We start from the raw sequence: 23,366 nt of genomic DNA, 5'->3' as shown, positions 1-23,366 counted from the left end.
CTATGAGCAATACCGTTCAAATCAAAGTGCCGGACATCGGCGACTTCAAGGAAGTGGAAGTCATCGAAGTGCTGGTCGCCGTGGGCGACACGATCAAGGCCGAACAAAGCCTGATCACCGTTGAGTCGGACAAGGCGTCGATGGAAATTCCCGCGTCGCAAGGCGGCGTGGTGAAGTCCATCGCGGTCAAGGTCGGCGACAAGGTCGCCGAAGGCGCGGTCGTGCTGGAAGTGGAGGCGGCGGACGCCGCCGCTGCGCCGGCCGCCAAGGAAGCCCCGGCGAAGGATGCCCCCAAGGCTGCTGAAGCCCCCAAGAAGGCCGAAGCCGCTGCGGCTCCGGCCGCCAAGGCTGCCGCACCCGCTGCGTCCAGCTTCAAGGGTTCGGCCGACGGCGAATACGACATGCTGGTGCTGGGCGCGGGCCCTGGCGGCTATTCCGCTGCCTTCCGTGCCGCCGACCTGGGCCTGTCCGTGGTCCTGGTCGAACGCTACGCAACGCTGGGCGGCGTCTGCCTGAACGTGGGCTGCATTCCGTCCAAGGCGCTGCTGCACAACGCCGCCGTCATTGACGAAGCACGCGAGCTGGCTGCCCACGGCATCAGCTTTGGCGAGCCCAAGATCGATCTGGACAAGCTGCGCGGCTACAAGGACAGCGTGGTCGCCAAGTTGACCGGCGGCCTGGCCGGCATGGCCAAGGCGCGCAAGGTCACCGTGGTGACGGGCGTGGGCGAATTCGCCGACCCCTACCACCTGACCGTGACGTCCGCCGACGGCAAGAGCCAGACGCTGCGCTTCAAGCAAGCCATCATCGCCGCCGGCAGCCAGTCGGTGAAGCTGCCCTTCATGCCCAAGGACGACCGCGTCGTCGACTCCACCGGCGCGCTGCTGCTGCGTGAAGTGCCCAAGAAGATGTTGATCGTGGGCGGCGGCATCATCGGCCTGGAAATGGGCACGGTGTACTCCACGCTGGGCGCACGCCTGGACGTCGTGGAAATGCTGGACGGCCTGATGCAAGGCGCCGATCGCGATCTGGTCAAGGTCTGGCAGAAGAAAAACGCCTACCGCTTCGACAACATCATGTTGAAGACCAAGACCGTGGGCGCCGAAGCCAAGAAAGACGGCATCTACGTCACCTTCGAAGGCGAGGGCGCGCCCAAGGAACCGCAACGCTACGACCTCGTTCTGCAAGCCGTGGGCCGCAGCCCCAACGGCAAGAAGATCGGCGCCGACAAGGCCGGCATCGCCGTGACCGACCGCGGTTTCATCGAGGTCGATCGCCAGATGCGCACCAACGTGCCGCACATCTACGCCATTGGCGACATCGTCGGCCAGCCGATGCTGGCGCACAAGGCCGTGCACGAAGGCCACGTGGCAGCGGAAGCCGCCGCCGGCCAGAAGTCGTTCTTCGACGCGCGCGTGATTCCGTCGGTGGCCTACACCGATCCGGAAGTGGCATGGGTGGGCCTGACCGAAGACGAAGCCAAGAAGCAAGGCATCAAGATCGAGAAGGGCGTATTCCCGTGGGCGGCTTCCGGCCGCGCCATCGCCAACGGTCGCGACGAAGGCTTCACCAAGCTGATCTTCGACGCGGAAACGCATCGCATCCTGGGCGGCAGCATCGTGGGCACCCACGCTGGCGACCTGATCAGCGAACTGGCCCTGGCCGTGGAAATGGGCGCTGACGTGGTCGACATCGCCAAGACCATCCACCCGCACCCGACGCTGGGTGAATCGGTGGGCATGGCGGCCGAAGTCGCCGAAGGCGTCTGCACCGATTTGCCGCCGATGAAGAAGAAGTAATTGCCGGAGGGGCGGCTTGGCCGCCTCACGCAAGCCACGCAACGGCAAACAAAAAGCGCCGGCCCTGTTCAGGGTCCGGCGCTTTTTTTATCGGCTGGCCGCGCAGGTGGGCGGCGCCGTGGGACTGAACGCGTGCGCGTCAGGCCTGGGTATTGATGCGCGAACCCAGCGTGCTGTCAATCGCCATCGGCGCCACGGATTGCATCAATGTTGCGACCGTATCGGCTTGCGCGTTCAGCGCCTTCTTAAGCACGGTGGCCTGCACTTCCTGGACCACATTCGCGTCCTTCAAAGCCAGCGCGGTGTTGACGGTGTTGTTGATGGAATCCATGGTTGTGTCCTTGTAGAGGAAAGCGTGTGGCAGGCAAGACGGCTAAGCCGACGCGGCCTGGCCAAAAGAAACATGTCGCATTATTACGCAGGTTTGCGGTTTTGGTGAAAAGAATTGTCGGTGTTTTGCGTGGCCGGGATGTGACAGCTTGGGGGCGTGATTGCATCCTTGATCAAGGTAGGGATAACAAACCCAGGCTGATCAAAGTCAGGGCTGAGTAGGGCATTCCTTGACGACGCCCCAGCCCTGGTTCGGCTCGCAAAACTGCCTGCGTGCTTCCCAGGCGCAATCCGGCCGTTCAAAAAAGCCCAGCTCAGCGCAACGCGCCAATTCGCCCTGCAAGGTGTCAACCCAGGCCAAGGGGTTAACCGCCGGAATCTCGGTGATGCGCAACGTGGACTTCGGCGTGGATGATGCGGCGCTTGGCTTCGTGTGGGACGACGCGGCTGACGCCGCTATTGACGCTTCGTTTGATGCGTCGATCGGTGCGCTGTTTGATGAGCTGTTTGAAGCGTCGTGCGGTGCGCTGTTTGATGTGCTGTTTGATGCGTTATTTGACGTGCTGCTTGATGCGCCGATTGTCGCTCCGTTCAGCGCTTCGTTCGACGACGGTTCCTCATGCGGCACAGGCGTCACCTCGGCAGGCATCGCGTCCGGGGACGGCGTGGGCTGCGCGTTTGGGGCCGGTACAGGCGTTGATCCCGTCGTCTCCCAATCGCTGGGGGCGTCGTCGGTAGCCTGGAGCGGCAAACGTGTCAGCGGGACGCGCCCCGAGTTGGCAGAGGTCGTGCCAGGACCGGTGATGCCATTGTTCGGCGCGTTCCACGACACCACAAGCAGCACCAGCGCGGCATAAATGGCCAAGGTGTACAGCACGGTCAAGGTCGCGGAACCGACCCGGCGCCCGGTAATCGGCGCGTCATCGTCACGGCCCAACAAGGCGCGCCAGCCAACCAGCGCGGCGCCCGGCGCGGAAATAAGCGCCCAGCCAATGCGACGTATACAGCTCGGCTCTGGCTGCGGGGGCGGCGGCGGTGCAATGGCCTGCACCTGGGCGGCCAGCAATTCGCGCAACGCGCGGTTCTCTTCACGCAGACGCCGGGTCTGCGCATCATCGACCGGTGCCGTGGCATCAGGATCCGTCGTGCTGTCATGCTGCGTAGCGAAAGGATCGGGTGGCGTGGCGGTCATGGGGCTGAAAAATATAGATACAAAGCGGTGCGACGGCAATTATGAAGGAAGCGGCAAGGACCTCAAAAGGGGAATAGCGTGGAAAAAGTGCGGTTTGGTGAGGATTGGGCGTGGCGGCGGGTTGGATGAGGGCGGCCGGGCCCGTCGGAGCGCGGCGTGGCCCCAAGAGCGGAGCGAACCTAGGGGACCGCGTGGACCGAGGGGACGGTGCATGTGGCCTCCTGGGTCGCCAGGAGCGAAGAGGAGATTGGCCGCACTACGCCGCCACGCCTCTTCAAGCGCCGCTATCTTCGCGCCAGCCCAGCACCGTCATCGGGTTACCGCCCTGTATCGAGAATGCCGCGACCTCGCCGCGCACAATCGTGCCCGCCGCAATCACGCAGCCCTCGCGCAGAATCGCCCCGTCCAGCAAGACGCAGTTGGCGCCGATCCAGACGTCGTCTTCAATCACGATGCCGCCCTTGCTGGGGCGAAACCCCTGTTCACGGATCGGCAAGTCACGGCGACGGAACTCGTGGTTGGCGGGAGCGAACGTGCAGTTCGCCGCAACAGCCACCCGCGCGCCCATGCGGATGCCGTTGCCGGTGTAGAGCACGCAGCCGGAATTGATGACGCATTCCGGCCCGATCTCCACATCGCCCGATCCGCCGGCTGGCTTGATCTTGACGAAGGAATCCACCACGGCCCTGGGGCCGACCACGATGCGCGTGCCGCGCGTGGAATCCTCGATGTCGGCAAGCGGCGACACGCGCGCGGTGGGATCGATCAGAATCACAATGCCGCCTGGCTCGTCAGGCCTTGCGGCGCAGGAAGCCGTCCGGCGCGGACGTGACCAGCAGGCGGTCTTCCACCGAGCGGTCGATCTCGAACTCGGGGTGCTGCTTGATCCATTCCCACACGGCGGTCTTGGGGTTGTTGCCCTTGCCCCAGTGACGGCCCGGCCATTCGTAGTCGGCCGGCATGTCTTCCACGAAGGTGTCGAAGACCACGCAATAGCTGCCGACGCTGACCAGGTCGGCGTAGGCATTCAGTTCCGCCAGCACGTGGTCATGCGTGTGGTTGGAATCCAGGCAGACCATGATGTTCTTCTTGCCCTCGGCATGCGCGCGCACTTGCGCGATGGTCGCGGGATCAATGCTGGACCCTTCGATCAGGTGGATACGCTGCGCCAGCGGGTGCGCTTCAATCGCCTTGCGGTTGTGCTCGCGGATCTCGATGTCCACGCCCACCACTTCGCCCGCGCCCAGCAATTGCAGCATCGACGCCGACAGCATCAACGAGCCGCCGTGCGCAATGCCGGTTTCGATGATCAGGTCCGGCTTTACGGCCCAGATCAGCTCTTGCATGGCCATGGCGTCCATGGGCAGTTGAATCAGCGGACGCCCGGCCCACGAGAAGTTGTTCATGTACTTGCGTTCCAGCGCCATTTGGCGCCACGCAATGGATAGCTCGCGGAATTCCTGGTCGGTGGCGAAGCCGGCAATGCGGGCCTGCTTTTCCTGGCGGTATTCGGGGTGCGCGTCGGGCGTGGTTTCAAGGTAGGACATTCAGATTCCTTTGTGCAGGCGGTACTGCGCCAGAAAATTCGGGAAATAGTCGGAGAAGGCGCGCGGCGCAACGCCGCAAAGCGCCTGGATGCGGCTTACGTCCACATCGGCAAAGGCCCATTCAGGCGAACCGGGCGCCACGTTGCAGCGGTAGCCCAGCGTCTGTTGCAGCCAGTGGGCAACTTCGCGGTTGTCGACGCTTGCGCCATGCGCCACGTTGAAGATGCCGCTGGCGTCTTCTGATTGCGCAATAGCCAATATTTGCGACACCGCGTCGTCAATGTAGAGATAGTCCTTGCGCGAAGAAAGCGAGGTGCGCAGCGTAATGCCGTCGCCGCGCGCGCCTTCTTCCAGCAATTGGTCGATAAAGCTGTCGGGCGTATCGCGCAGGCCCACGATATTGGACAGGCGCGCCACTTTGGCGCCGCTGCGGCCACCATGCAGGCACAGCGATTCACCCATCAGCTTGGACAGGTTGTAGAGGTCGCTCGGGTCATTCGGGTTGACGGCAAGCGTTGCGCTTTCGCGCGTATCGGCAGAGCCCGCGTAGACCCGCGTGCTGGATAGGTAGGTCAAGCTGTCGAAGTTGCCGGCCGCAAGCAGGCTGCGCAGCAGGCATACGTGCGCCTCCACGGTGTCCAAAGGCCGGCTGCGGAAATCCGAGGTCAGGCCGATGGCGTAGATGACGTGACCCAAGGGGCGCGTCAGCAAGCCAGGGTCATGGCGAGGCGGCGCCTGGCAAGGCGTACCGTCGGCGCGCAGGCGCGCGACCAGGTGCCGGCCGATGAAGCCCGTGGCGCCCAACACCGTGACCGGCTGCTTGTTCATTACTGCGCCGCGCTCTCGATGGACAGGGACGGGATGGCCGTAACCAGCTTGGCGTGCCATTCACGGCGCGCGTAGTCCAGTTGCGCGGACACCTCGGTCTTCAAGTTCCAGGGCAGGATCAGGATGTACTCGGGCTTGTCTTCCCGAAGCGTGGCTTCCGCGACGATGGGGATGTGGCTGCCGGGCAGGTACTTGTCCTGTTTGGCGGGGTTCAGGTCCACGACGTAGGCAAGCAGGTCAGGGCGCACGCCGGCGAAATTCAGCAGCGTGTTGCCTTTGGCGGCCGCGCCATAAGCGGCGATGCGCTTGCCGCTGCGGCGCAGTTCCACCAGGAAGGCCAGCAGGTCGTTCTTGACCCGCTCGGCCTGTTCCTGGAAGCGCGAATAGAACGCGGGGCTGGTCATGCCGGCCTGCTGCTCTTCGGCCAGCGTGCGCGCCACCTCGGCGGTCACGTCATGCTTGCCGGTATCCAGGCGTTGCGCAAAGACGCGCAGGCTGCCGCCGTGGGTGGAAAGAGGCTCTACGTCGAACACCGCCAGCCCGTTGGCGGCAAAGATCCGCGACACGGAGGTCAGCGACAGGTACGAGTAATGCTCGTGGTAAGCGGTATCGAACTGGCTTTCCTGCACCATGCGCAGCAAGTGCGGGAATTCGAACGTGGCAACTCCCTGGGGCTTGAGCAGCGCCGCAAAGCCAGAGACGAAATCATTGACGTCCGGCACGTGCGCCAGCACATTGTTGGCGGCGATCAAGTCCGCCGCTCGGCCCTGTTCGGCCAATTCGTCGCCAAGTTCCACGCCAAAGAATCGTTGCACGATGTCGATGCCGCGCTCGCGGGCAGCTTGCGCGGTGCTGGCGGTGGGTTCGACCCCATAGCAGGGGATGCCGGCCGCCTGCACGTATTGCAGCAGGTAGCCATCATTGGCGGCGATCTCGGTAACCATGCTGCCGGCGTTCAGGCCAAACCGGCCGAGCATCTCGTCCACGTAGCGGCGCGAGTGCGCCAGCCAGGAAGACGAGAACGAGCTGAAGTAGGCGTAGTCGTCGGTGAACAGCGCTTCGCGGCCGGCGTGGTCTTCGGTCTGGACCAGCCAGCACGTTTCGCACACCAGGATGCGCAGCGGAAACCAAGTCTCGGGACCGCGCAGGGCGGTGGCGCTCAGGTAGGCGTTGGACGGGGGCGCGTGGCCCAGGTCCAGAAAGGGCAGGCGCAATTCAGCCTGGCAATGACGGCACTTCACAGTGCGACTCCCGGAAATGCAGTGTCCAGGCGGGGGTGTTGCTGATCACGCTCGGACACTTGGGTAAGGGGAAGGGGCCAGGCGATGCCCAGCCGGGCGTCCTGGAAATGCAGGCCGGCTTCGGACTGGGGCGCATACGGCGCGGAATGGCAATAGAGCATGTCGACGTCGTCGGTCAGGGTTTGAAAACCGTGAGCGAAGCCTTCCGGTATCAACAGCGCTCGGCCGTTGTCGGCGGACAGGCGCTCGGCATGCCATTGAAGAAAGGTGGGAGACCCCTGGCGTACATCCACGGCAACATCCCAGACTGCGCCACGGATGCAACTGACAAGCTTGATCTCGGCATGGGGCGGCAACTGGTAGTGCATGCCGCGAACGGTGCCGGCCTGGGCGGTGTGGGTGTGGTTGACCTGTTCCATGGCCCCGGCCCAGCCGCAGGCGCGCAGGTCGGCGCCATCAAACAGGCGGGCCAGAAAACCGCGCGCGTCGCCACGGGGATGGCGTTGCACGATCTTCAGGCCGGCCAGCGGCGTGTCGATAATGTCCAGGCTCATGGCCGCGCCTCATACAAATCGATATCGGCGTCGCACAGCGCGCGGGCATCTTCGCCCGCGTCAAAGCGGCGATACCATTGCATGCTGCGCGTCACCGCCTGTGCCAGCGGCCAACGCGGCGTGACTTGCAAGGCGGCGCGCGCCTTGGCGGTGTCCAGCGTCAGCAGGCCGGCTTCGTGCGGGCCGTCGATGTGCTCGGCATAGCGCGTGCGCCCGCGGCCATAGGCGTCTTGCGCCAGGTCCACCACGGTACGAACCGCCGCAGCCTCGGCAGCGTCGGGGCCAAAATTGTAGGCATCCGCCAAGGCCGAGTCGGCCCACAAGGCTTGGGCAAGCGTCAGGTATCCCGCCAAGGGTTCCAGCACATGCTGCCATGGCCGCACGGAATCCGGCCGCCGCACATGTAGCTCGCCGTCGCGTTGCCAGGCGCGCACAGCGTCCGGCAGCAATCGGTCCACTGACCAGTCCCCGCCGCCAATGACGTTACCGGCGCGCGCTGTGGCAATCGCGACGCCTTGCGCTTGCAGGAACGCATCGCGGTACGACGCGATGACCAGTTCGCTGGCCGCCTTGCTGGCGCTATAGGGATCGTGCCCGCCCAGCGTGTCGCTTTCGCGGTAGGGGTACGGCCATTCGTTGTTGAGGTAGACCTTGTCGGTCGTGACCATGACCGCCACGCGCGCGGACGGCGTGGCGCGCAGCGCATCGAGCAGATGCGCCGTACCCATGATGTTGGTGGCGAACGTGTCCACCGGCTGCGCGTAGCTGGGCCGCACCAAGGCCTGCGCGGCCAGGTGCAGCACGATCTCGGGCTGGGCGGCCACGACGTGTTCACGCAGCGCGGCGGCGTCGCGGATATCGCAATAGCAGCTCTTGATCAGGTCGCCAACGCGGGCGGCTTGATACAGGCTGGGTTCGCTGGCGGGGGGCAGGGCGATGCCCGTAACCTGCGCGCCAAGGCGATGCAGCCACAGGGCCAACCAGCTTCCCTTGAAGCCGGTATGCCCGGTCAGCACGACGCGCTTGCCGCGCCAGAACGCGGCGCTGGGGTTCACCAGACTTTCCATGGCGCCTTGCCCGTGCTCCACAGCGATTCCAGCAGGTTCTTTTCACGCAGCGTGTCCATCGGCTGCCAAAAGCCCAGGTGTTCGAAGGCATGCAACTGGCCGTCCCGGCTCAGCGATTCCAGCGGGCCGGCTTCCCAGGTCGTGTCGTCGTCATCGATCAAGGACAGCACGCTAGGCGACAACACAAAGAAGCCGCCGTTGATCAGCCCGCCATCGCCGCGCGGCTTTTCGGTAAAGCCGGTCACGCGGTCGCCGTCGCGGCGCAACGCACCATAGCGTCCGGGCGGCTGCACGGCGGTAACCGTGGCGGCCTTGCCGTGCTTGCGATGGAATGCAATCAGCGCGCTGATGTCGATGTCGGCCACACCGTCGCCATAGGTGAAGCAGAACGCCTCGTCTTCCTTCACGTAGTCGGCCACACGCTTCAGGCGGCCGCCCGTCATGGTGCTTTCACCGGTGTCCACCAACGTCACGCGCCAGGGTTCGGCCTTGCGCTGATGCACTTCCATGCGGTTGTCGGCCATGTCGAAGGTCACATCCGACATGTGCAGGAAGTAGTTGGCGAAGTACTCCTTGATCATGTAGCCCTTGTAGCCGCAGCAGATCACGAAGTCGTTCACGCCGTGGGCGGAATAGGTCTTCATGATGTGCCACAGAATGGGCCGCCCGCCGATCTCGATCATCGGCTTGGGGCGCGTGTGGGTTTCTTCAGAGATCCGGGTGCCCAGGCCCCCGGCAAGAATGATGGCTTTCATGCTTGGGATTCGCACCAGGTGTTGAACATGCCGCGCAGGGCGGTTTCGAACTTGCGGGCGAACGCGGGTTCGTCCATCAAGGGGCTTGCGTGCATTTCAGCGCGCAGGTTGGCACGGGTGCGGGCCAGCGTCGGCAAGTCGCTGGCCAGGGCTACGACCTTCTGGATGTATTCCTCTTCGGTCTGGGCGATCCATTCCGGGCGGCCGATGCCGTTCAGGACGGAACTGCCGATGCGGCCAACGCTGGGGCGGCTGGCCAGCGTGACGTAGGGCACACCCATATAGAGCGTTTCCACCAGCGTGACGCCCGAGTTGTGCGGGAAGCAGTCCAGGCCGATGTCCATGTTGCGCAGGACATTCCAGGGGGGCGATTCCCAGCCGATCAGCAGCCGTTCACGCTCGATGCCTTGCGCCATGAAGCGGCCAGCCAGCTCTTCACGCATGGGGCCGTCGCGATAGCTGTTGCTGTTGACCACCAGGCGGGCATTGGGCAGGCGGCGAAGAATATCCGACCACACGCGTACCACCTTGTCGTTCATGCGGATCGCGCGCGTCAGGCTGCCCAGCGTGATGTAGCCGTTCTTCAGCGCGGGAAGCTCGCCGCAGTCGCCCATCGTTGTACCCGCGCGATAGACGAAATTGGTGTCGGCCAAGCGCCAGGGCTTTTCCGAGAACAAGGCTTCGGAGCCGGTGGGCGCCATGACTTCATCGCTCATGATGTAGTCGATGGCATTCAGGCCGGTTGTATAGCCGAAGCCAAGCCAGGTCAGCGAAACTGGAGCCGGCTTGCGGGCGAACACGCCCAGACGGTTGCCGCCGGTGTGGCCGGCAACATCGATAAGTATGTCGATGCCGTCGGCGCGAATGCGCTCCGCCAGCGCGCTGTCGCTCATGCCGGCGGTTGGGGTCCACTGATCGAAGTAGCGTTCAAAGCGCGCGGTGACCGCGTCTTTCGCCACGAATTCGGCATAGGCGCAGAGTTCGAAGGCCTCGCGATCATGGTTGGCCAGCAGGGGCTCGATAAAGTAATTGCCCGAATGCTGGCGAAAATCCGGCGAGACGTAGGCCACGCGGATGCGGCGGCGCGTATCGCGCTTATTCGTGTGCGCCTGCCACGTCGCGCGCAGCGCTTCGCAGTGCGTGCGATTGTATTGACGGTATGCCTCGAAGACATCTTCGGCGCTGGCGCTCGGCGAGTAGTTCAGGGCAAACAGCAGGTTGTTGTGGGGAATAAGCGCCTTGGGGGCAATGGATACCGCGGCCCTTGCGGCGGCGACCGCGCCTTCGGCGTCGCCCCGGTCCATGAGGATTTTGCTGAGGTTGGTCCTGGCCTTTTCCTGCAGGGGGTCCAAGGCCAAGGCGGTCAGGCAGCTTGCCTGCGCCTCTTTGTAGCGCAGCTCGGCGCATAGCGCGTCGCCCAGCACGCCGTGGGCATTCGCATCCTTTGGGGCAAGCTCCACCGCGCGGCGCGCGGTGCCAATCGCTTCAGACGTCCGCATCAAAGCGGTAAGGCAAGACGCCAGGATGATGTAGCACTGGGCCCTGGCGGGCGCCAGGTCCAGCATCTGCAACGCGGCTGCGAGGGCCTCCTGGAAGCGTCCGGTATTGCACAGCGTGACAGCCAGCGGCTCCCACGCGGCGGACGCGCCCGGCACCGTCCTGGCCAGTTGCCGGGCCAAGGCCTCGGCCTTGTCGAATTGGCGCTCGTTCAGCAGGTCCTGAATGCGCATCGCCATGGATTCGGCGGAGGAGGGTAGCCCACCCCGCATGGCATTGGCGGCCAGTATTCGTTGGTTCAGGCATTGGCGTGCCAAGGCGCCGCTATACAGTCCGAAGAACTGCGCCTGGCCGCCGCTTGCGGACAGGGCTTCACCAAGCATGGACGCCCATGACGCCGCCGAACCCTGACACAGCCCATAGCGTTTGAGCAAGCCCAGGAATTCAAGCAGGCTCGACGTATCCTGGGTGATTCCCTCTTCGGTCGAAGCGGGGGCGGTATTCACCTGCAGCAACGGCAGTCCCTCGCCAAGGCGGCGGGCCATTTCGCGCTGGTTTTCCGACAACACCAGCTTTACAGGCTCGTGCCACAGGTTGAAGCAGGTTGGCGTCGGAACCGAATCCGGCTCGGGCGCCGAGACCGCAACGCAAGGCAGCGGACGGGTGGGCGCGTCGTCGTCGCGATCGTACGGTCCGGCATCCAGGCAGTAGTGGACGAGGTCGTGCTCCATCAACGTCAGCAGTGATTTGTCCAGCAGCTTGCGGGCTGCCGAGTCGTCCATTCCTTCCGCATGCATGAACACGGCGACCAGCGTCGTGTAGGGCAAGGAGCCGGGCCAGGCGTGCCATAGCGTATCCAACAGCCTGACCATGTGCGGCTCGGTGGTCACCAGGCCGCGGGCCAGGTGGTTCACATACGTGGCTCCCTGCTCCTGGCCGTTGGCGGCAAGACGTTGCGCGCCACTGGCCCAGCGCAGGTCTTTCATGCGGGCCAGGTCGGGACGAGGCTTGGCTTGTTCGGCGCTTGCCTGCGTGGTGAACAGGCTTTGACGGAAGCCGCGTCCCGTCGCGAAGTCCAGGTATTGCTGTTTGACGGTCGAAGGTTGCCCCATCGTAAGCAGGCTATTCGTCAACGAAACGTTCTGCCCCATGTGCAGCGGAATCTCCGCCAGCGCCTGGGCATCACCCACATAGCCCAGGCCCGCCTGCGCGGCGCGTCCGGCAAATTCGATGAAGTAGCAGGGGTTGCAGGCGAACGGGTCAACGCTGGCTTGGGCCTGCCCGTCCAAGGCGCGCTGGACCTGGGCGGCAACGACGGCCAATTGATTCGCCATCGGATTGGCGCCGGAGACGCCTTCCGTGAACAGCGTCAGTGCAGCCGTTGCGCTGCTTCGAAGTTGCTCTTGCGACTGCGCGGCATGCCCGTGCAAGAGGATGGCGTCTCGAACGACTTCTTGCGCCTTGGCCCCTGGGTACACGTGGTAATCCACATACAGCACGCCATTGGGCGTCAGCAGCCCGCCGCAGCGCTCAAGCAAGGCTTGGGCGTGTTCGGGCGGCAGGTAACTGTAGAGGCCCGTCGCGATGATGTAGTCGAACCGGCCCTGTTCCGGCTCCAGGCTGTCGTAGCTCTGCGCCAGCAGCGTGACATTGGTCAAACCCAGCGAGGCCGCCATCTGTTGGCCTTGCCCAATAGCGGCTTGCGAGGCGTCAATGCCGATGAGCTGGGCCTCTGGGTAGGCCAGGGCAAAGGGGAACAGGCCTTCACCGGTGCCGCAGCCCAGGCTGAGCACCCGCGCTCGTTCCAGCGCTGGCGCGGTCACTCCATATAGATAGGCGGTCGCCCGCAAGTGCACAGGAGAGTGGCTGGGGGCAAGAAGTCCCGGTTCGGCGATCGCCTGGCGGTGAAAATAGGCCGGATTCGACATGAGTGCTTGTAACGGGAAGGCGCATGGCCTGTAGGTGGAGTCTCGACGATTCTACGAACTGCCCCTGTCCTTCATTCCGTGAATCAGCGTCGGAATTCCGCGCCACTTTCGCGAAAGAGGCCGCTTGGCGCGACAGACGAAAAAAAACCCGCTGAAAGCGGGTTTCTTGAGATGGCCAGGCCCGGCGCGAAGGACCGGTACTGGCCGCCAGCCGGGGAAACCGAAGTTTCCCCCGCGGGTTCGTGTCTTTGCCGAGAATTAACGCAGCAGCGACAGAACCGTTTGCGGCACTTGGTTGGCTTGCGCCAGAACCGAGGTACCAGCTTGTTGCAGGATCTGAGCCTTGGACATGTTCGACACTTCCGTGGCGTAGTCGGCGTCTTGAATACGCGAACGAGCGTTGGACAGGTTGTTGACCACGTTGTTCAGGTTCGAGATCGTCGATTCCAGACGGTTCTGCACAGCACCCAGTTCGCCGGTCAGCTTGTCCAGCTTGGTGAAGGCAGCGTCCAGCGTCTTCAGCGGGTCGGTGGTCTTCGTGCCCTTGCTGGTGTCTTCCGTGGTCAGCTTGCCCGAGCTGTTGACCTTGGCTTCAGCACCAACCTTGGCTTCGTAGTCGCCCGTGCCCGTGCCGCTCTTGACCGTAGCCTTGCCCGTGTTGGGGTCAACGGTGTAGGTCGTGTCGTACGTCTTGGTCGTGGTGAACGTGCCCTTGTCGTCAACGTACGTGTCGGTCGACTCGCCGCTGGTGAAGGTGACGTTGGCGCTGGTGATGCCTTGACCCAGCTTGATGATCACAGCGCCGGCGGTGGCGTTGGAATTCACCGATGCCAGCAGTGCGTCGGAAGCGATGGTGTTGGTGAAGGACAGTTGAGCAGCCGTACCCGTGTTGGAGTACGTCTTGCCACCGATCGACACCGACGAGTTGCCGGCGGCGCCGGTGCCGTTCGAGGCGGCGGTCATCACGGTTTCCAGCGTAGCAGCGGTGGCGCTGTTGCTGTTGGTGGTCAGGTTGCCGGCGGCATCCAGGTAGGCGTCTTGGCCGCCGACCGTAACCTTGCCCGTAGCGTCAACTTGGAACGACGTCGACGACGAACCGTTGGCGTGCGTGTAGGTGCCGTTCGTGGTGCCGGTAGCCGGGCGCAGCGAGGTCGCCAGAGCCGTCACAGCGGCAGCGTTCGAAGCCGACTTGTCGGTGAACGTGAAGTTCTTGTTGGCGGCGTCGTACGTGTAGGTCACGCCGGTGGCGCCAGCGCCAACGCTGACGGTGTTGCCGTTTTCCAGCTTGGCGAAGGTTTGGTCAGCCGTGGCAGCAGCGTGCGTGGTGGTGACGGTCCAGTCGTTACCGGCGGCAACGCCGCTGGCAGCTTGCAGGTCGGACACGGTGGCCGAACGGTTTTGGGTCACGCCCGAGCCGTTGACGTTGAAGCCGTCCAGACCCAGCGTCTTGACGCTGATTTCCGACAGGTTCAGGGTGATCGTTTCGCCGTCGTTGGCGCCAACTTGCAGCGTCAGGGGCTTGGCCGAATCCGACAGAACCTTCACGCCGTTGAAGTCGGTTTGTTCCGAGATACGGTCGATGTCCGACAGACGTTGGTTGATTTCGTCTTGCATCGAGTTCAGCTGTTCTTGCGAGTAGCTGCCGTTGGCGGCTTGCACCGACAGTTCGCGAACACGTTGCAGGTGGGTGTTGACTTCGGAGGCGGCGCCTTCCGTCGTCTGAGCCAGCGAGATACCGTCGTTGGCGTTACGAGCGGCTTGGGTCAGGCCCTTGACGTTCGCGGTGAAGCGGTTGGCAATGGCCATACCGGCGGCGTCGTCCTTGGCGCTGTTGATGCGCAGGCCCGACGACAGGCGTTCGATGGCGGTACCCAGGGACGATTGCGACTTGTTCAGGTTGTTCTGAGCAACGAGCGACAAGTAGTTGGTGTTAATGACTGCAGCCATGTTTAGGCTCCCAAGAGAGAAAGGCTTCTTCAAACCGGGCAGCGGGGCCGCCCATCGTGTTAACGGGAGAATTCGCTTTCTTGCGTCTTCGAATTTCTCCGTTGTCAGGATTACGGCAGTCCCAAATCAATCTTTAGGCTTTTTTTTCGGCAATCGTAAATATGTTGGCTTTATTTGGCGGTTCCGCGGCGCTTGCCCGGCGGTTGCCCGTGAGGCGCTGGCCGCGGAAGTTGTAAGTGTCAATTCACCAGCAGGCCTGTGCGACGCAATTCGGCCAGCAAGGCATTCAGGAATTCCTGCGCCACGGGTTCCAGATTCCGCGCACCCTTATAAGACTGGCCGTTGGGGTGCGGGGTGCGTCCGGATGTCAGGGTATCGCGCGTCAGGGTGCGAAGCTCCGCCACGCTGCGCGAGCCGTCCATATGCAGGGCGACGAATCGGCCCAACGCGTCAGCAGGCGGCGTCACTGGTTGGTGCCACAGGTTGTACATACCCACTTGGCATGCCGTGCTTGTTACTTCATCTAGTAGTTCGCGGGCACCCGGGATCAAGGCGGGCTTGGTGTCGGGCACCAGGTACGGCGATGGTTCCGTGCGGAAATGCACTGCGCTGGATTGCACCAGCGTGATCAGGTTCATATAGACCGCGTTGGCCAGGTCGTCGCCTTGCAACCCGGAATGGTGGGGTTGCGCTATGTCCAACAGGGCGTCAAACGGCAGCGAGCGCGGCCATGCCTTGTTCATCGCGTCGATCATGCCGAGCATGGCCGGGTCTTTGCTGCTGAGGGTCGCGCCGTTGGGGGTCAGGTAGTGGCGATGTTCCGCCGAGGCGCCAGGCGAGGGGGCTGCGGCGTCAAGCCGCGTGGCGAAGTGCATGGCCTTGAACGCCGTACCCTCGGGCTGCTCAAGCATTTTTTCAGCGCGCTCGCCATGCACCAGCAGGCTTTTGCGGAAAGAGCGGCCCACGGCGAAGTCCAGATACTGTTCGCGCATTTCGCGGTTGCCCTTGGCCGACAAGCCGTTCAGTCCCAGCGCGACCTTGCTGCCATAAGTGGAAGCGAAGGTCAGATGCGGTTCGGCGTCCGTCATATACGCCAGCCCGGCCTGCTGGGCGGCAGCGGCGAATTCCAGGAAGTAGCAAGGCGTGTTGATTGCTTCCAGGTATTCGTGCAGCAGGTAGTGGTCGGACTGTCCGCGCAGCTTGTGCGCCGCGCCTTGCAGGGCCGACTGCAGCGGATTGTTGTGCCACAAGCCGTTTTCCAACAGGTCCAGCATCTCTTTGGCGCTGGCCAGCTTCTCTTGTGCGGTTTGCGCGCCAAAGCTGTTCAGGATCATGGCATCGCGGACCACGTCCGCGGCTTTCCATCCGGGGTAGGTGTTGTAACTGACGTAGGCAACACCTTCGGGCGCCAGGTTCTCGCGGCAGATGCGCAGGATGGCGTCGCGGACTTCGGGCGGCACCCAGCTGAACACGCCGTGGCAGATGATGTAGTCGAACACGCCCAATTCAGCGGTGACGTCGGTCACGCTCATGGCGCGCAGGTCCAGATTGTGGGCGCCGGTTTTTTCGGCAACCTGCTGGCCGGCTTCGATTTGTTGCGGCGCCAAGTCTATGCCGACGACGCGAGCGTTGGGGTGGGCCAGCGCGAAGGGAAGCAGGTTCCCACCCGCTGCACAGCCTAGCTCCAGTACCCGTGCGGTATCAAGCGCGGGCGCGGCCAAGCCATAAAGGCTTGCCACTGCACGCAGGTTGCCCGGCGACGTGTACGCGAACGCGTTCGAGATATAGGGGGTTTCGTCGTAGGCGTCGGAGATGGCCTGAGTCAAATGATCGGCTGCGGTCATTGCGGAATTCCAGGGAAGGGGCGGCGCGTGGTTTGAACGCGACTGCTTGCGGATTGGGATGCTGTGCGAAAGGCTATCAGCGTGGCGTTCGGGTATATGGGCGGAACAGCGATGGATTTGCGGGGGAATTTCCTGTCGCGAAATCGCCCCATCAAATAATCTGCGCGATCTGCCCTTCCAGCGGCAGTTCCTGCCAGGCCATCTCTTTCAACTTCGCCCGGATCCGCGCGGTCGCCTGCGACCTCAACTGGCACACCCGTGCCTCGGTCACATTCATGATGGCGCCGATTTCTTTCAAGTTCAGCCCCTGCTCGTAACACAGCGACAGCAACAACTTCTCCCGGTCAGGCAAGGCATCAATCGCCTGCACCAGCGCCTGGCGGAAATCACCAGCCAGTAACGCATCCAGCGGATTCCCACCGGCCGAGCCGTGGTTCAGCGTGGCGGTCCAGTCGGATTGGCCGGAGGCGGAGTCGGGTTCGGTGGTGAAGTCTTCGTAATGCACGATCTGCACGCCTTGCGCGTCGTGCAGCAGGGATTGGTATTCGCCGATCGGCATTTCAAGTTGCGCGGCGATCTCGGCTTCCGAGGGCGCGCGCATCAGGCGTTGTTCAAGCTGCTGGATGGCTTGTTCGATCTTGCGCGCCTTGGTGCGGACGCTGCGCGGCAGCCAGTCCTGGCCGCGTAGCTCGTCCAGCATCGCGCCACGGATACGGGTCGTGGCGTAGGTCTCGAATTGGGCGTCTGCGGTTTCCTGATAGCGCCTTACGGCGTCAAGCAGGCCGATCATGCCGGCCTGTATCAGGTCGTCGAGCTCAACACTGGCGGGTAGCCGGGCGAGCAATTGCAGGGCCAGCTTCCGCACTAGCGGGGCATATTCGACCAAGCTGTCATCTGCGTGGGGCATTGCGGGAATGTCAGGCTGTGTCCATCGTGACGCATCGTCGGACGTTGTCAATTTGCGACATTGTCGACAAACGCGCGGCTGCGCTAAAGCGACCAGGATTGAGTGATCGGCAAGGTGTCATTGTCGGCACTACACAACATTTCATTCGCGGAAGTACGCAATGTTTTGAATGCTTATTTGCCAAATTGACGTAAATTCGTCACGAGTTTCTATGTCAATGTGTATCTAAACTCACAGGTTGCGCAATATCAACAAAGATTTGTCATATAAGTCATAGAAAATGACATCACCTGTGGTAAATTTTACTTAAATTGCGAACAAATGATACATTTCGCATTAAAACAGGATGCAGCAGCATTCAGGCGCTCTTAAGGCGCCGGTGCTTTTGGTCATAGAGCCCCCGTGGGTGGGATTTGGGATAGGGAGTAGGGCGTGCAACAAGTCGAAAATTCATTGCTGGCAGACATTCGCGAAGTGAATCTGTCATATCTGTTACTTGCGCAACGTATGTTGCGTGATGACTACGCAGCATCAATGTTCCGTTTGGGATTCAGCAACGAAGTTGCCGACATCCTGATGCGCTTGTCGCCGGCGCAATTGGTGAAGCTGGCCAGCTCCAGCTCGCTGCTGTGCCGCTTCCGCTTTGATGATTACAGCCTGCTGTCCGCGCTGACCCATGATGTGCTGGGTGGTGCGCTGCAACAAGCCCACGCTACGATTCTGTTGGCCAAGCAACCTGTAGAAGAACTGGCCTGACCGCCGCTTCACCACCCACTCGGACCCGTGTAATGGCCTCCAAAAGCGTATCTCAGGAAGCGGACGACATCCTGCTTGCCAGCTCCATGATTACTTTGGGAGCCCGGTTACAGGTCCTTGAGGCGGAAACCAGCCTCAGCCACGACCGCCTCGCACGCTTGTATCGTGAAATTCGCGGTTGCTCGCCACCCAAAGGCATGCTGCCTTTCTCGGTTGACTGGTTCATGACCTGGCTGCCGAACATCCACTCGTCGCTGTTCTATAACGTGTATTCGTTCCTGAACGCGCGCACCAGCAGCAAGGGCATACGCGCCACCATCGACGCCTATCGCCTGTACCTGGAAAACGCCGGCCTGGATACGGCCGAAAGCACCGAGCCGGTGCTGAGCTTCACCCGCGCCTGGATGCTCGTGCGTTTCTTTGATAGCGGCATGTTGCAACTGTCCGCCTGCCGCCAATGCGGCGGCCATTTCATTGCCCACGCCCACGATCCGCAATCGGATTTTGTGTGCGCCATCTGCCGTCCGCCTCCTCGCGCCGGCAAGACGCGCGCAGCGGCCAAAGCGCGCGCCGGCACTCGTCCCGCGCCTCTCTTCGGCGACGCCCGTCCCTGACCGGACCGGCGCAGTTTGCGTCCAAATACATCAAAAGCCCTGGAAAACTCCCCGTAACCCGCCTTTTTGGGTCGGGGGGAACAGGGGATCATTGACGCTAGTTTTAGACTTCGTTGGCAGGGGCCTGATGTGTTGATTGTTATCGGTTTTCTCGTGGTGATCGTGTCGGTCGTCGGCAGCTTCATAGCGCTGGGCGGCCACTTGGGCGCGCTTTACCAGCCCTTCGAGCTGACGCTGATCTTTGGTGCGGCCTTTGGGGCTTTTCTGGCCGGCAACAGCAAAAAGTCGCTGATGCTGGTGAAGAAGGCGCTGCCCGACGCGCTGAAAAGTTCGCGCTACAGCAAAGACGTGTACATGGAGCTGATGGCTCTCTTGTATGTGTTGCTGAACAAGGCGCGGCGTGAAGGCCTGATGGCCATCGAATCGCATATTGAAGACCCGGCGTCCAGCCCGATCTTCAGCGAATATCCCCGCATCGCCAAAGACGCGAAGCTCATGGAGTTCATTACGGACTACCTGCGCATCATGATCAGCGGCAACATGAGCTCGTTTGAAATCGAAACGCTCATGGACGAGGAAATCGAGACCTATCGCCATGAACGGGAAGTGCCCGCGCATGCGCTGCAGCAGATGGCCGACGGCCTGCCGGCCTTCGGTATCGTGGCCGCGGTGCTGGGCGTGATCAAGGCGCTGGCCGCCGTGGACCAGCCGCCCGCCATTCTGGGCGACCTGATCTCCAAGGCCATGGTCGGTACGTTCCTGGGGATTTTGCTGGCGTATGGCTTCGTGGGGCCGCTGGCCTCGCGGGTTGAGCGCCGCAACGATGAAGCCATGAAAGTGCTGGAATGCATCAAGACCACCTTGCTGGCCAGCATGAACGGCTACCCGCCCCAACTGGCGGTGGAATTTGGCCGCAAGGTGCTGTTCTCGTCAGTGCGTCCGACTTTTGGTGAGCTGGAAGAGCATGTCCGGCAAACCAAGTCGACCGGCAAGGCCTGACGGAGCGGGCCATGAGCACGGTAAACAACCACCGTGTGGTGATCCGCCGCAAGAAGGTCAAGGGCGGCGGACACCACGGCGGAAGCTGGAAAATCGCCTACGCCGACTTCATCACCGCGATGATGGCGTTCTTTCTGGTGCTGTGGCTGATCAGCATCGTGCCACGCGAAGAACTCAAGGGCATCGCGGAATACTTCCGCATGCCCTTGCGCGTGGCGATCACGGGCGGGCCCAGCAGCTCGGCCGAGACCAGCGCGGTGCCGGGCGGCGGGCGCGACCCCTTGCGCAGCGAGGGCGATGTTCGCAAAGGCCAGGGCAACCGGGTTGAATCCCAGCCCATGGGCGACGCCGAACGGCGCGAGCAGCACCGCCTGGAAAACCTGAAAAAGCGCCTTGAGAACGTCATCGAGACCAGCCCCGTCCTGAAAAGCTTCAGGCCGCAACTGCTGATCGACCTGACGACGGAAGGCCTGCGCATTCAGATCATCGATAACCAGAACCGCCCCATGTTTGCTACCGGCCGCGCCGAAGTGCAGCCGTACATGCGTGACATTCTGCGCGAGCTGGGGCCGGTGCTGAATGAGCTGCCCAACAAGGTCAGCATCTCGGGCCACACCGACGCCTCGCAGTATGCGCGGGGCGAACGTGCCTATAGCAACTGGGAATTGTCGGCGGACCGCGCCAATGCCTCGCGCCAGGAATTGGTGGCCGGCGGCATGAACGAAAGCAAGGTCATGCGCATCCAGGGTCTGTCTTCCAGCATGAGTCTGGTTAAAGATGATCCGTATGCAGCCGTTAATAGACGTATCAGCCTCGTGGTGCTCAATATGAACACCCAGAAGCGCATCGAAAGCGAGAACGCCGCCGCGGCGGACATCAGCGCCAAGGATGCCCGCGAGGTGGGGACGGCCGTGGAGGCGGCGCAAGCCGCCGTCCAGGCCGCGACGGCAACCAATCAAGGCGAAGCGGCGAATGCGCCGCCGGTTCAGGGGGTTCGATAGCAATGGCGGCAACGATTCTGGTGGCGGACGATTCGGCGACGATGCGAATGATCGTCCAGGCGACGCTGACGGGCGCGGGATGGAAAGTGCTGACGGCCGGCAACGGTCAGGAAGCGCTGGATGTGGCCAAGAGCCACCCGGTGGACCTGGTGGTCAGCGACTGGAACATGCCCGTCAAGGGCGGGCTGGAGCTGATCCAGGGCCTGCGTGAACTGGACCAGTACCTGGATGTGCCGGTGCTGGTGCTGACCACCGAAGACGATGTGGATAGCAAAATGGCCGCTCGGGATCTGGGCGTTTGTGGCTGGCTGTCCAAGCCGGTCGACCCCGATGTGCTGGTGGAATTGGCGACCGAGCTGCTCGATGAGCAGGCCGGCGCGTAAAGCAGGTTCATTTATGAAGGCGTACGGGTCATGAGTTCTGGTTTGGACCTCAGTCAGTTTTACGAGACCTTTTTCGATGAGGCGGACGAGCTGCTCGCGCAGATGGAGCAGCTGCTGCTTGAACTCGACGTGGGTTCTCCCGACATCGAACAGCTCAATGCCATCTTCCGCGCGGCCCACTCCATCAAGGGCGGCGCGGCGACATTCGGCTGTTTTACGCAGTTGGCGGGTACCACCCACCTGCTTGAAAACCTTCTGGACGCAATCCGCCGTGGCGAAATGGCGCTGCGTACGGACATGATTGATATTTTCTTGGAAACGAAAGACGTGCTCAAAAGCCAACTGGATGCCTATCGGGCCTCCGAAGAGCCCGATGAAGCCGTGTTTGAGCGTATCTGCGCCGTCTTGAGGCAGTTGGCGCTGGAGCATAAGGATCCCGCCGCGGCCGTGGCCGCGCCGGCGCCTGCTCCCGTGGCGGCCGCTCCGGCTCCCGCGCCCGTCGTGGCTCCTCCGGCCCCCGCGCCCGAACCCGTAGCGCCGGCGGCTGCCGCCGGCGACTTGCCGCTCAAGGTCAGGATCACCAAGGTGTCCGACAAGGACGCGGCGTCCCTGCTTGAAGAAATGGGCAACCTGGGCAACGTGCGCGCAAGCGAACGTGCCGACGGCGCCCTGACCGTGTGGATGGACAGCACCTGCACGCCGGACGACATTGAAGCGGTGTGTTGCTTCATTGTGGACGGCGATCAGCTCAGCATCACCCGCGAAGCGGCGCCGGCAAGCCAGGTGGCCGTGGCGGCCGCCGAGCCGGTGGCCGTCGCCGCCGCGCCTGTGGCGGCTCCCGCGGTTGCGCCGGTAGTTGCTCCGGCCGAGCCCGTGCCGACGGTGGCGGATACCGCCGCCGCGGCCGAGGCCATCACGCAAGCCGCTGCCCGCGCATCGCGTCCGGCGGCGCCCGCGCATGCTGACAAGGAATCCACCTCCATTCGTGTGGGCGTGGAAAAAGTCGACCAGGTGATCAACCTGGTGGGCGAACTGGTCATCACGCAGGCCATGCTGGCGCAAACGGCCTCCACGCTGGACCCCGTCCTGCACGACCGCCTGCTGAATGGCATGGAGCAGTTGGAACGCAACGCCCGTGACCTGCAGGAAGCGGTGATGTCGATCCGCATGATGCCGATGGACTACGTGTTCAGCCGCTTTCCGCGCCTGGTGCGCGATATTGCCGGCAAGATGGGCAAGCAGATCGAACTGCAAACCTACGGCCGCGCGACCGAGCTGGACAAGAGCCTGATCGAACGCATCATCGACCCGCTCACGCACTTGGTGCGCAACAGCCTGGACCACGGTATCGAAACGCCCGAAAAGCGTATCGCCGCGGGCAAGGATCCGGTCGGCCAACTGGTGCTGTCCGCGCAACACAACGGCGGCAACATCGTGATTGAAGTCAGCGATGACGGCGGCGGCCTGAGCCGGGAAAAGATCCTGAAGAAGGCCATGGCCCAGGGCATGGCCGTCAACGAGAATTCGCCTGACGACGAAATCTGGCAACTGATTTTCGCGCCGGGTTTCTCCACCGCCGAAAAGGTCACGGACATCTCGGGCCGTGGCGTGGGCATGGACGTGGTGCGCCGGAACATCCAGGACATGGGTGGCCACGTGCAGTTGTCGTGCGAGCCGGGCAACGGCACCACGACGCGCATCGTGCTGCCGCTGACGCTGGCCATTCTGGACGGCATGTCGGTGCGCGTGGGGGAAGAAACCTTCATCCTGCCGCTGAACCATGTGACGGAATCGCTGCAACCCACCAACGACCAGATCTACTCGGTGGCGGGCAACGAGCGCGTGATGCATGTGCGCGGCGAATACCTGCCGCTGGTGGAAATGCACCGCGTGTTCTCGGTCAGCCAGGCGCAGACCGATCCCACGCAGGCCATCGCCGTCATCATGCAGGCCGAAGACCGCCGTTTTGCGCTGCTGGTGGATCACCTGATCGGCCAGCACCAGGTGGTGGTGAAGAATCTTGAGTCCAACTACCGCAAGGTTCCCGGCATCTCGGCAGCCACCATCCTGGGTGATGGCAGCGTGGCCCTGATTGTTGACGTATTTGCGCTTGCGCGCGCCAACCGTGAACGTTGGTCGCAGCCCGAAGCCATTTTGAATTGATGGAGCATTAAAAA

The 23,366-nt window shown here is 62.9% G+C and carries 20 protein-coding genes; 8 read left to right on the top strand and 12 right to left on the bottom strand.

Annotated features, from left to right (window positions below; genetic code table 11):
• Positions 1–2 precede the first annotated feature (2 nt).
• On the top strand, positions 3–1,799 hold the full coding sequence (gene lpdA, locus M2361_RS09925) for a dihydrolipoyl dehydrogenase (RefSeq protein ID WP_259248584.1): 1,797 nt from the start codon (positions 3–5) through the stop codon (positions 1,797–1,799).
• Positions 1,800–1,938: 139 nt separating this feature from the next.
• On the opposite strand, the gene M2361_RS09920 is transcribed toward lpdA, so the two are convergent.
• The gene (locus tag M2361_RS09920; protein WP_046806427.1) at positions 1,939–2,130 is read right to left on the bottom strand and encodes a putative motility protein; all 192 of its coding nucleotides are present in this window, start codon (positions 2,128–2,130) and stop codon (positions 1,939–1,941) included.
• Between the two features lie 229 nt (positions 2,131–2,359).
• Between M2361_RS09920 and M2361_RS09915 the strand changes: the two genes are divergently transcribed.
• Positions 2,360–2,986: a hypothetical protein gene (locus M2361_RS09915; protein ID WP_259248580.1), complete on the top strand. Its 627-nt coding sequence runs from the start codon at positions 2,360–2,362 to the stop codon at positions 2,984–2,986.
• Between the two features lie 609 nt (positions 2,987–3,595).
• On the opposite strand, the gene M2361_RS09910 is transcribed toward M2361_RS09915, so the two are convergent.
• From M2361_RS09910 to M2361_RS09860, 11 genes are all read right to left on the bottom strand, one after another.
• Complete coding sequence (locus tag M2361_RS09910) at positions 3,596–4,096, bottom strand: DapH/DapD/GlmU-related protein (RefSeq protein ID WP_259248578.1); 501 nt, start codon at positions 4,094–4,096, stop codon at positions 3,596–3,598.
• A gap of 16 nt (positions 4,097–4,112) precedes the next feature.
• Positions 4,113–4,868: a cephalosporin hydroxylase family protein gene (locus M2361_RS09905; protein ID WP_259248575.1), complete on the bottom strand. Its 756-nt coding sequence runs from the start codon at positions 4,866–4,868 to the stop codon at positions 4,113–4,115.
• Positions 4,869–5,696, bottom strand: coding sequence for an NAD(P)-dependent oxidoreductase (locus M2361_RS09900; RefSeq protein ID WP_259248574.1), 828 nt, complete (start codon positions 5,694–5,696; stop codon positions 4,869–4,871).
• A complete protein-coding gene (locus M2361_RS09895) occupies positions 5,696–6,937 on the bottom strand; it encodes a class I SAM-dependent methyltransferase (protein ID WP_259248572.1) in 1,242 nt (413 codons plus the stop codon). Before M2361_RS09895 ends, M2361_RS09900 begins: the two co-directional genes overlap by 1 nt.
• Positions 6,934–7,491 (bottom strand): dTDP-4-dehydrorhamnose 3,5-epimerase family protein, encoded by a 558-nt coding sequence (locus tag M2361_RS09890; RefSeq protein WP_259248571.1) that lies wholly within the window; start codon positions 7,489–7,491, stop codon positions 6,934–6,936. The genes M2361_RS09895 and M2361_RS09890 overlap by 4 nt, the downstream gene beginning before the upstream one ends.
• The gene (rfbG, locus tag M2361_RS09885; protein WP_259248569.1) at positions 7,488–8,558 is read right to left on the bottom strand and encodes a CDP-glucose 4,6-dehydratase; all 1,071 of its coding nucleotides are present in this window, start codon (positions 8,556–8,558) and stop codon (positions 7,488–7,490) included. Before rfbG ends, M2361_RS09890 begins: the two co-directional genes overlap by 4 nt.
• Positions 8,543–9,313, bottom strand: coding sequence for a glucose-1-phosphate cytidylyltransferase (rfbF, locus tag M2361_RS09880; protein ID WP_259248567.1), 771 nt, complete (start codon positions 9,311–9,313; stop codon positions 8,543–8,545). Before rfbF ends, rfbG begins: the two co-directional genes overlap by 16 nt.
• Positions 9,310–12,738 (bottom strand): methyltransferase domain-containing protein, encoded by a 3,429-nt coding sequence (locus M2361_RS09875; RefSeq protein WP_259248565.1) that lies wholly within the window; start codon positions 12,736–12,738, stop codon positions 9,310–9,312. Before M2361_RS09875 ends, rfbF begins: the two co-directional genes overlap by 4 nt.
• Positions 12,739–12,996: 258 nt before the next feature.
• Positions 12,997–14,685, bottom strand: a complete 1,689-nt coding sequence (locus M2361_RS09870; RefSeq protein WP_259248563.1) for a flagellin — start codon at positions 14,683–14,685, stop codon at positions 12,997–12,999.
• 239 nt (positions 14,686–14,924) lie between these two features.
• Entirely contained in the window at positions 14,925–16,529 is a 1,605-nt protein-coding gene (locus tag M2361_RS09865) for a methyltransferase regulatory domain-containing protein (protein ID WP_259248561.1), read from the bottom strand.
• Between the two features lie 151 nt (positions 16,530–16,680).
• A complete protein-coding gene (locus tag M2361_RS09860) occupies positions 16,681–17,436 on the bottom strand; it encodes an RNA polymerase sigma factor FliA (protein WP_050448970.1) in 756 nt (251 codons plus the stop codon).
• Between the two features lie 432 nt (positions 17,437–17,868).
• On the opposite strand from M2361_RS09860, the gene flhD reads away from it, so the two are divergent.
• From flhD to cheA, 6 genes are all read left to right on the top strand, one after another.
• On the top strand, positions 17,869–18,192 hold the full coding sequence (gene flhD / locus M2361_RS09855) for a flagellar transcriptional regulator FlhD (RefSeq protein WP_006219025.1): 324 nt from the start codon (positions 17,869–17,871) through the stop codon (positions 18,190–18,192).
• Between the two features lie 32 nt (positions 18,193–18,224).
• Positions 18,225–18,806: a flagellar transcriptional regulator FlhC gene (flhC, locus tag M2361_RS09850; RefSeq protein ID WP_111886197.1), complete on the top strand. Its 582-nt coding sequence runs from the start codon at positions 18,225–18,227 to the stop codon at positions 18,804–18,806.
• A 129-nt stretch (positions 18,807–18,935) separates the two neighbouring features.
• Positions 18,936–19,805: a flagellar motor stator protein MotA gene (motA, locus tag M2361_RS09845; protein WP_046806435.1), complete on the top strand. Its 870-nt coding sequence runs from the start codon at positions 18,936–18,938 to the stop codon at positions 19,803–19,805.
• An 11-nt stretch (positions 19,806–19,816) separates the two neighbouring features.
• The gene (gene motB / locus M2361_RS09840) at positions 19,817–20,806 is read left to right on the top strand and encodes a flagellar motor protein MotB (RefSeq protein ID WP_259248536.1); all 990 of its coding nucleotides are present in this window, start codon (positions 19,817–19,819) and stop codon (positions 20,804–20,806) included.
• A 2-nt stretch (positions 20,807–20,808) separates the two neighbouring features.
• The gene (locus tag M2361_RS09835) at positions 20,809–21,189 is read left to right on the top strand and encodes a response regulator (RefSeq protein WP_100855425.1); all 381 of its coding nucleotides are present in this window, start codon (positions 20,809–20,811) and stop codon (positions 21,187–21,189) included.
• 30 nt (positions 21,190–21,219) lie between these two features.
• Positions 21,220–23,352, top strand: coding sequence for a chemotaxis protein CheA (gene cheA, locus M2361_RS09830; RefSeq protein WP_259248533.1), 2,133 nt, complete (start codon positions 21,220–21,222; stop codon positions 23,350–23,352).
• Positions 23,353–23,366: the final 14 nt, after the last annotated feature.

This window comes from Achromobacter sp. JUb104 (genome assembly GCF_024806975.1).
In the GTDB taxonomy this organism is placed as follows: Bacteria; Pseudomonadota; Gammaproteobacteria; order Burkholderiales; family Burkholderiaceae_B; genus Achromobacter; species Achromobacter spanius.
Note: the sequence above shows the minus strand (reverse complement) of the source record. Positions and strands in the feature narration are given on the sequence as shown.

Coding starts and splice junctions, on each gene's coding strand:
- M2361_RS09865 (WP_259248561.1), bottom strand. CDS start 16,529: ATGACCGCAGCCGATCATTTGACTCAGGCCATCTCCGACGCCTACGAC.
- flhC (WP_111886197.1), top strand. CDS start 18,225: ATGGCCTCCAAAAGCGTATCTCAGGAAGCGGACGACATCCTGCTTGCC.
- rfbF (WP_259248567.1), bottom strand. CDS start 9,313: ATGAAAGCCATCATTCTTGCCGGGGGCCTGGGCACCCGGATCTCTGAA.
- M2361_RS09875 (WP_259248565.1), bottom strand. CDS start 12,738: ATGTCGAATCCGGCCTATTTTCACCGCCAGGCGATCGCCGAACCGGGA.
- cheA (WP_259248533.1), top strand. CDS start 21,220: ATGAGTTCTGGTTTGGACCTCAGTCAGTTTTACGAGACCTTTTTCGAT.
- M2361_RS09900 (WP_259248574.1), bottom strand. CDS start 5,696: ATGAACAAGCAGCCGGTCACGGTGTTGGGCGCCACGGGCTTCATCGGC.
- M2361_RS09920 (WP_046806427.1), bottom strand. CDS start 2,130: ATGGATTCCATCAACAACACCGTCAACACCGCGCTGGCTTTGAAGGAC.
- M2361_RS09905 (WP_259248575.1), bottom strand. CDS start 4,868: ATGTCCTACCTTGAAACCACGCCCGACGCGCACCCCGAATACCGCCAG.
- M2361_RS09870 (WP_259248563.1), bottom strand. CDS start 14,685: ATGGCTGCAGTCATTAACACCAACTACTTGTCGCTCGTTGCTCAGAAC.
- M2361_RS09835 (WP_100855425.1), top strand. CDS start 20,809: ATGGCGGCAACGATTCTGGTGGCGGACGATTCGGCGACGATGCGAATG.
- M2361_RS09860 (WP_050448970.1), bottom strand. CDS start 17,436: ATGCCCCACGCAGATGACAGCTTGGTCGAATATGCCCCGCTAGTGCGG.
- motB (WP_259248536.1), top strand. CDS start 19,817: ATGAGCACGGTAAACAACCACCGTGTGGTGATCCGCCGCAAGAAGGTC.
- lpdA (WP_259248584.1), top strand. CDS start 3: ATGAGCAATACCGTTCAAATCAAAGTGCCGGACATCGGCGACTTCAAG.
- M2361_RS09890 (WP_259248571.1), bottom strand. CDS start 7,491: ATGAGCCTGGACATTATCGACACGCCGCTGGCCGGCCTGAAGATCGTG.
- rfbG (WP_259248569.1), bottom strand. CDS start 8,558: ATGGAAAGTCTGGTGAACCCCAGCGCCGCGTTCTGGCGCGGCAAGCGC.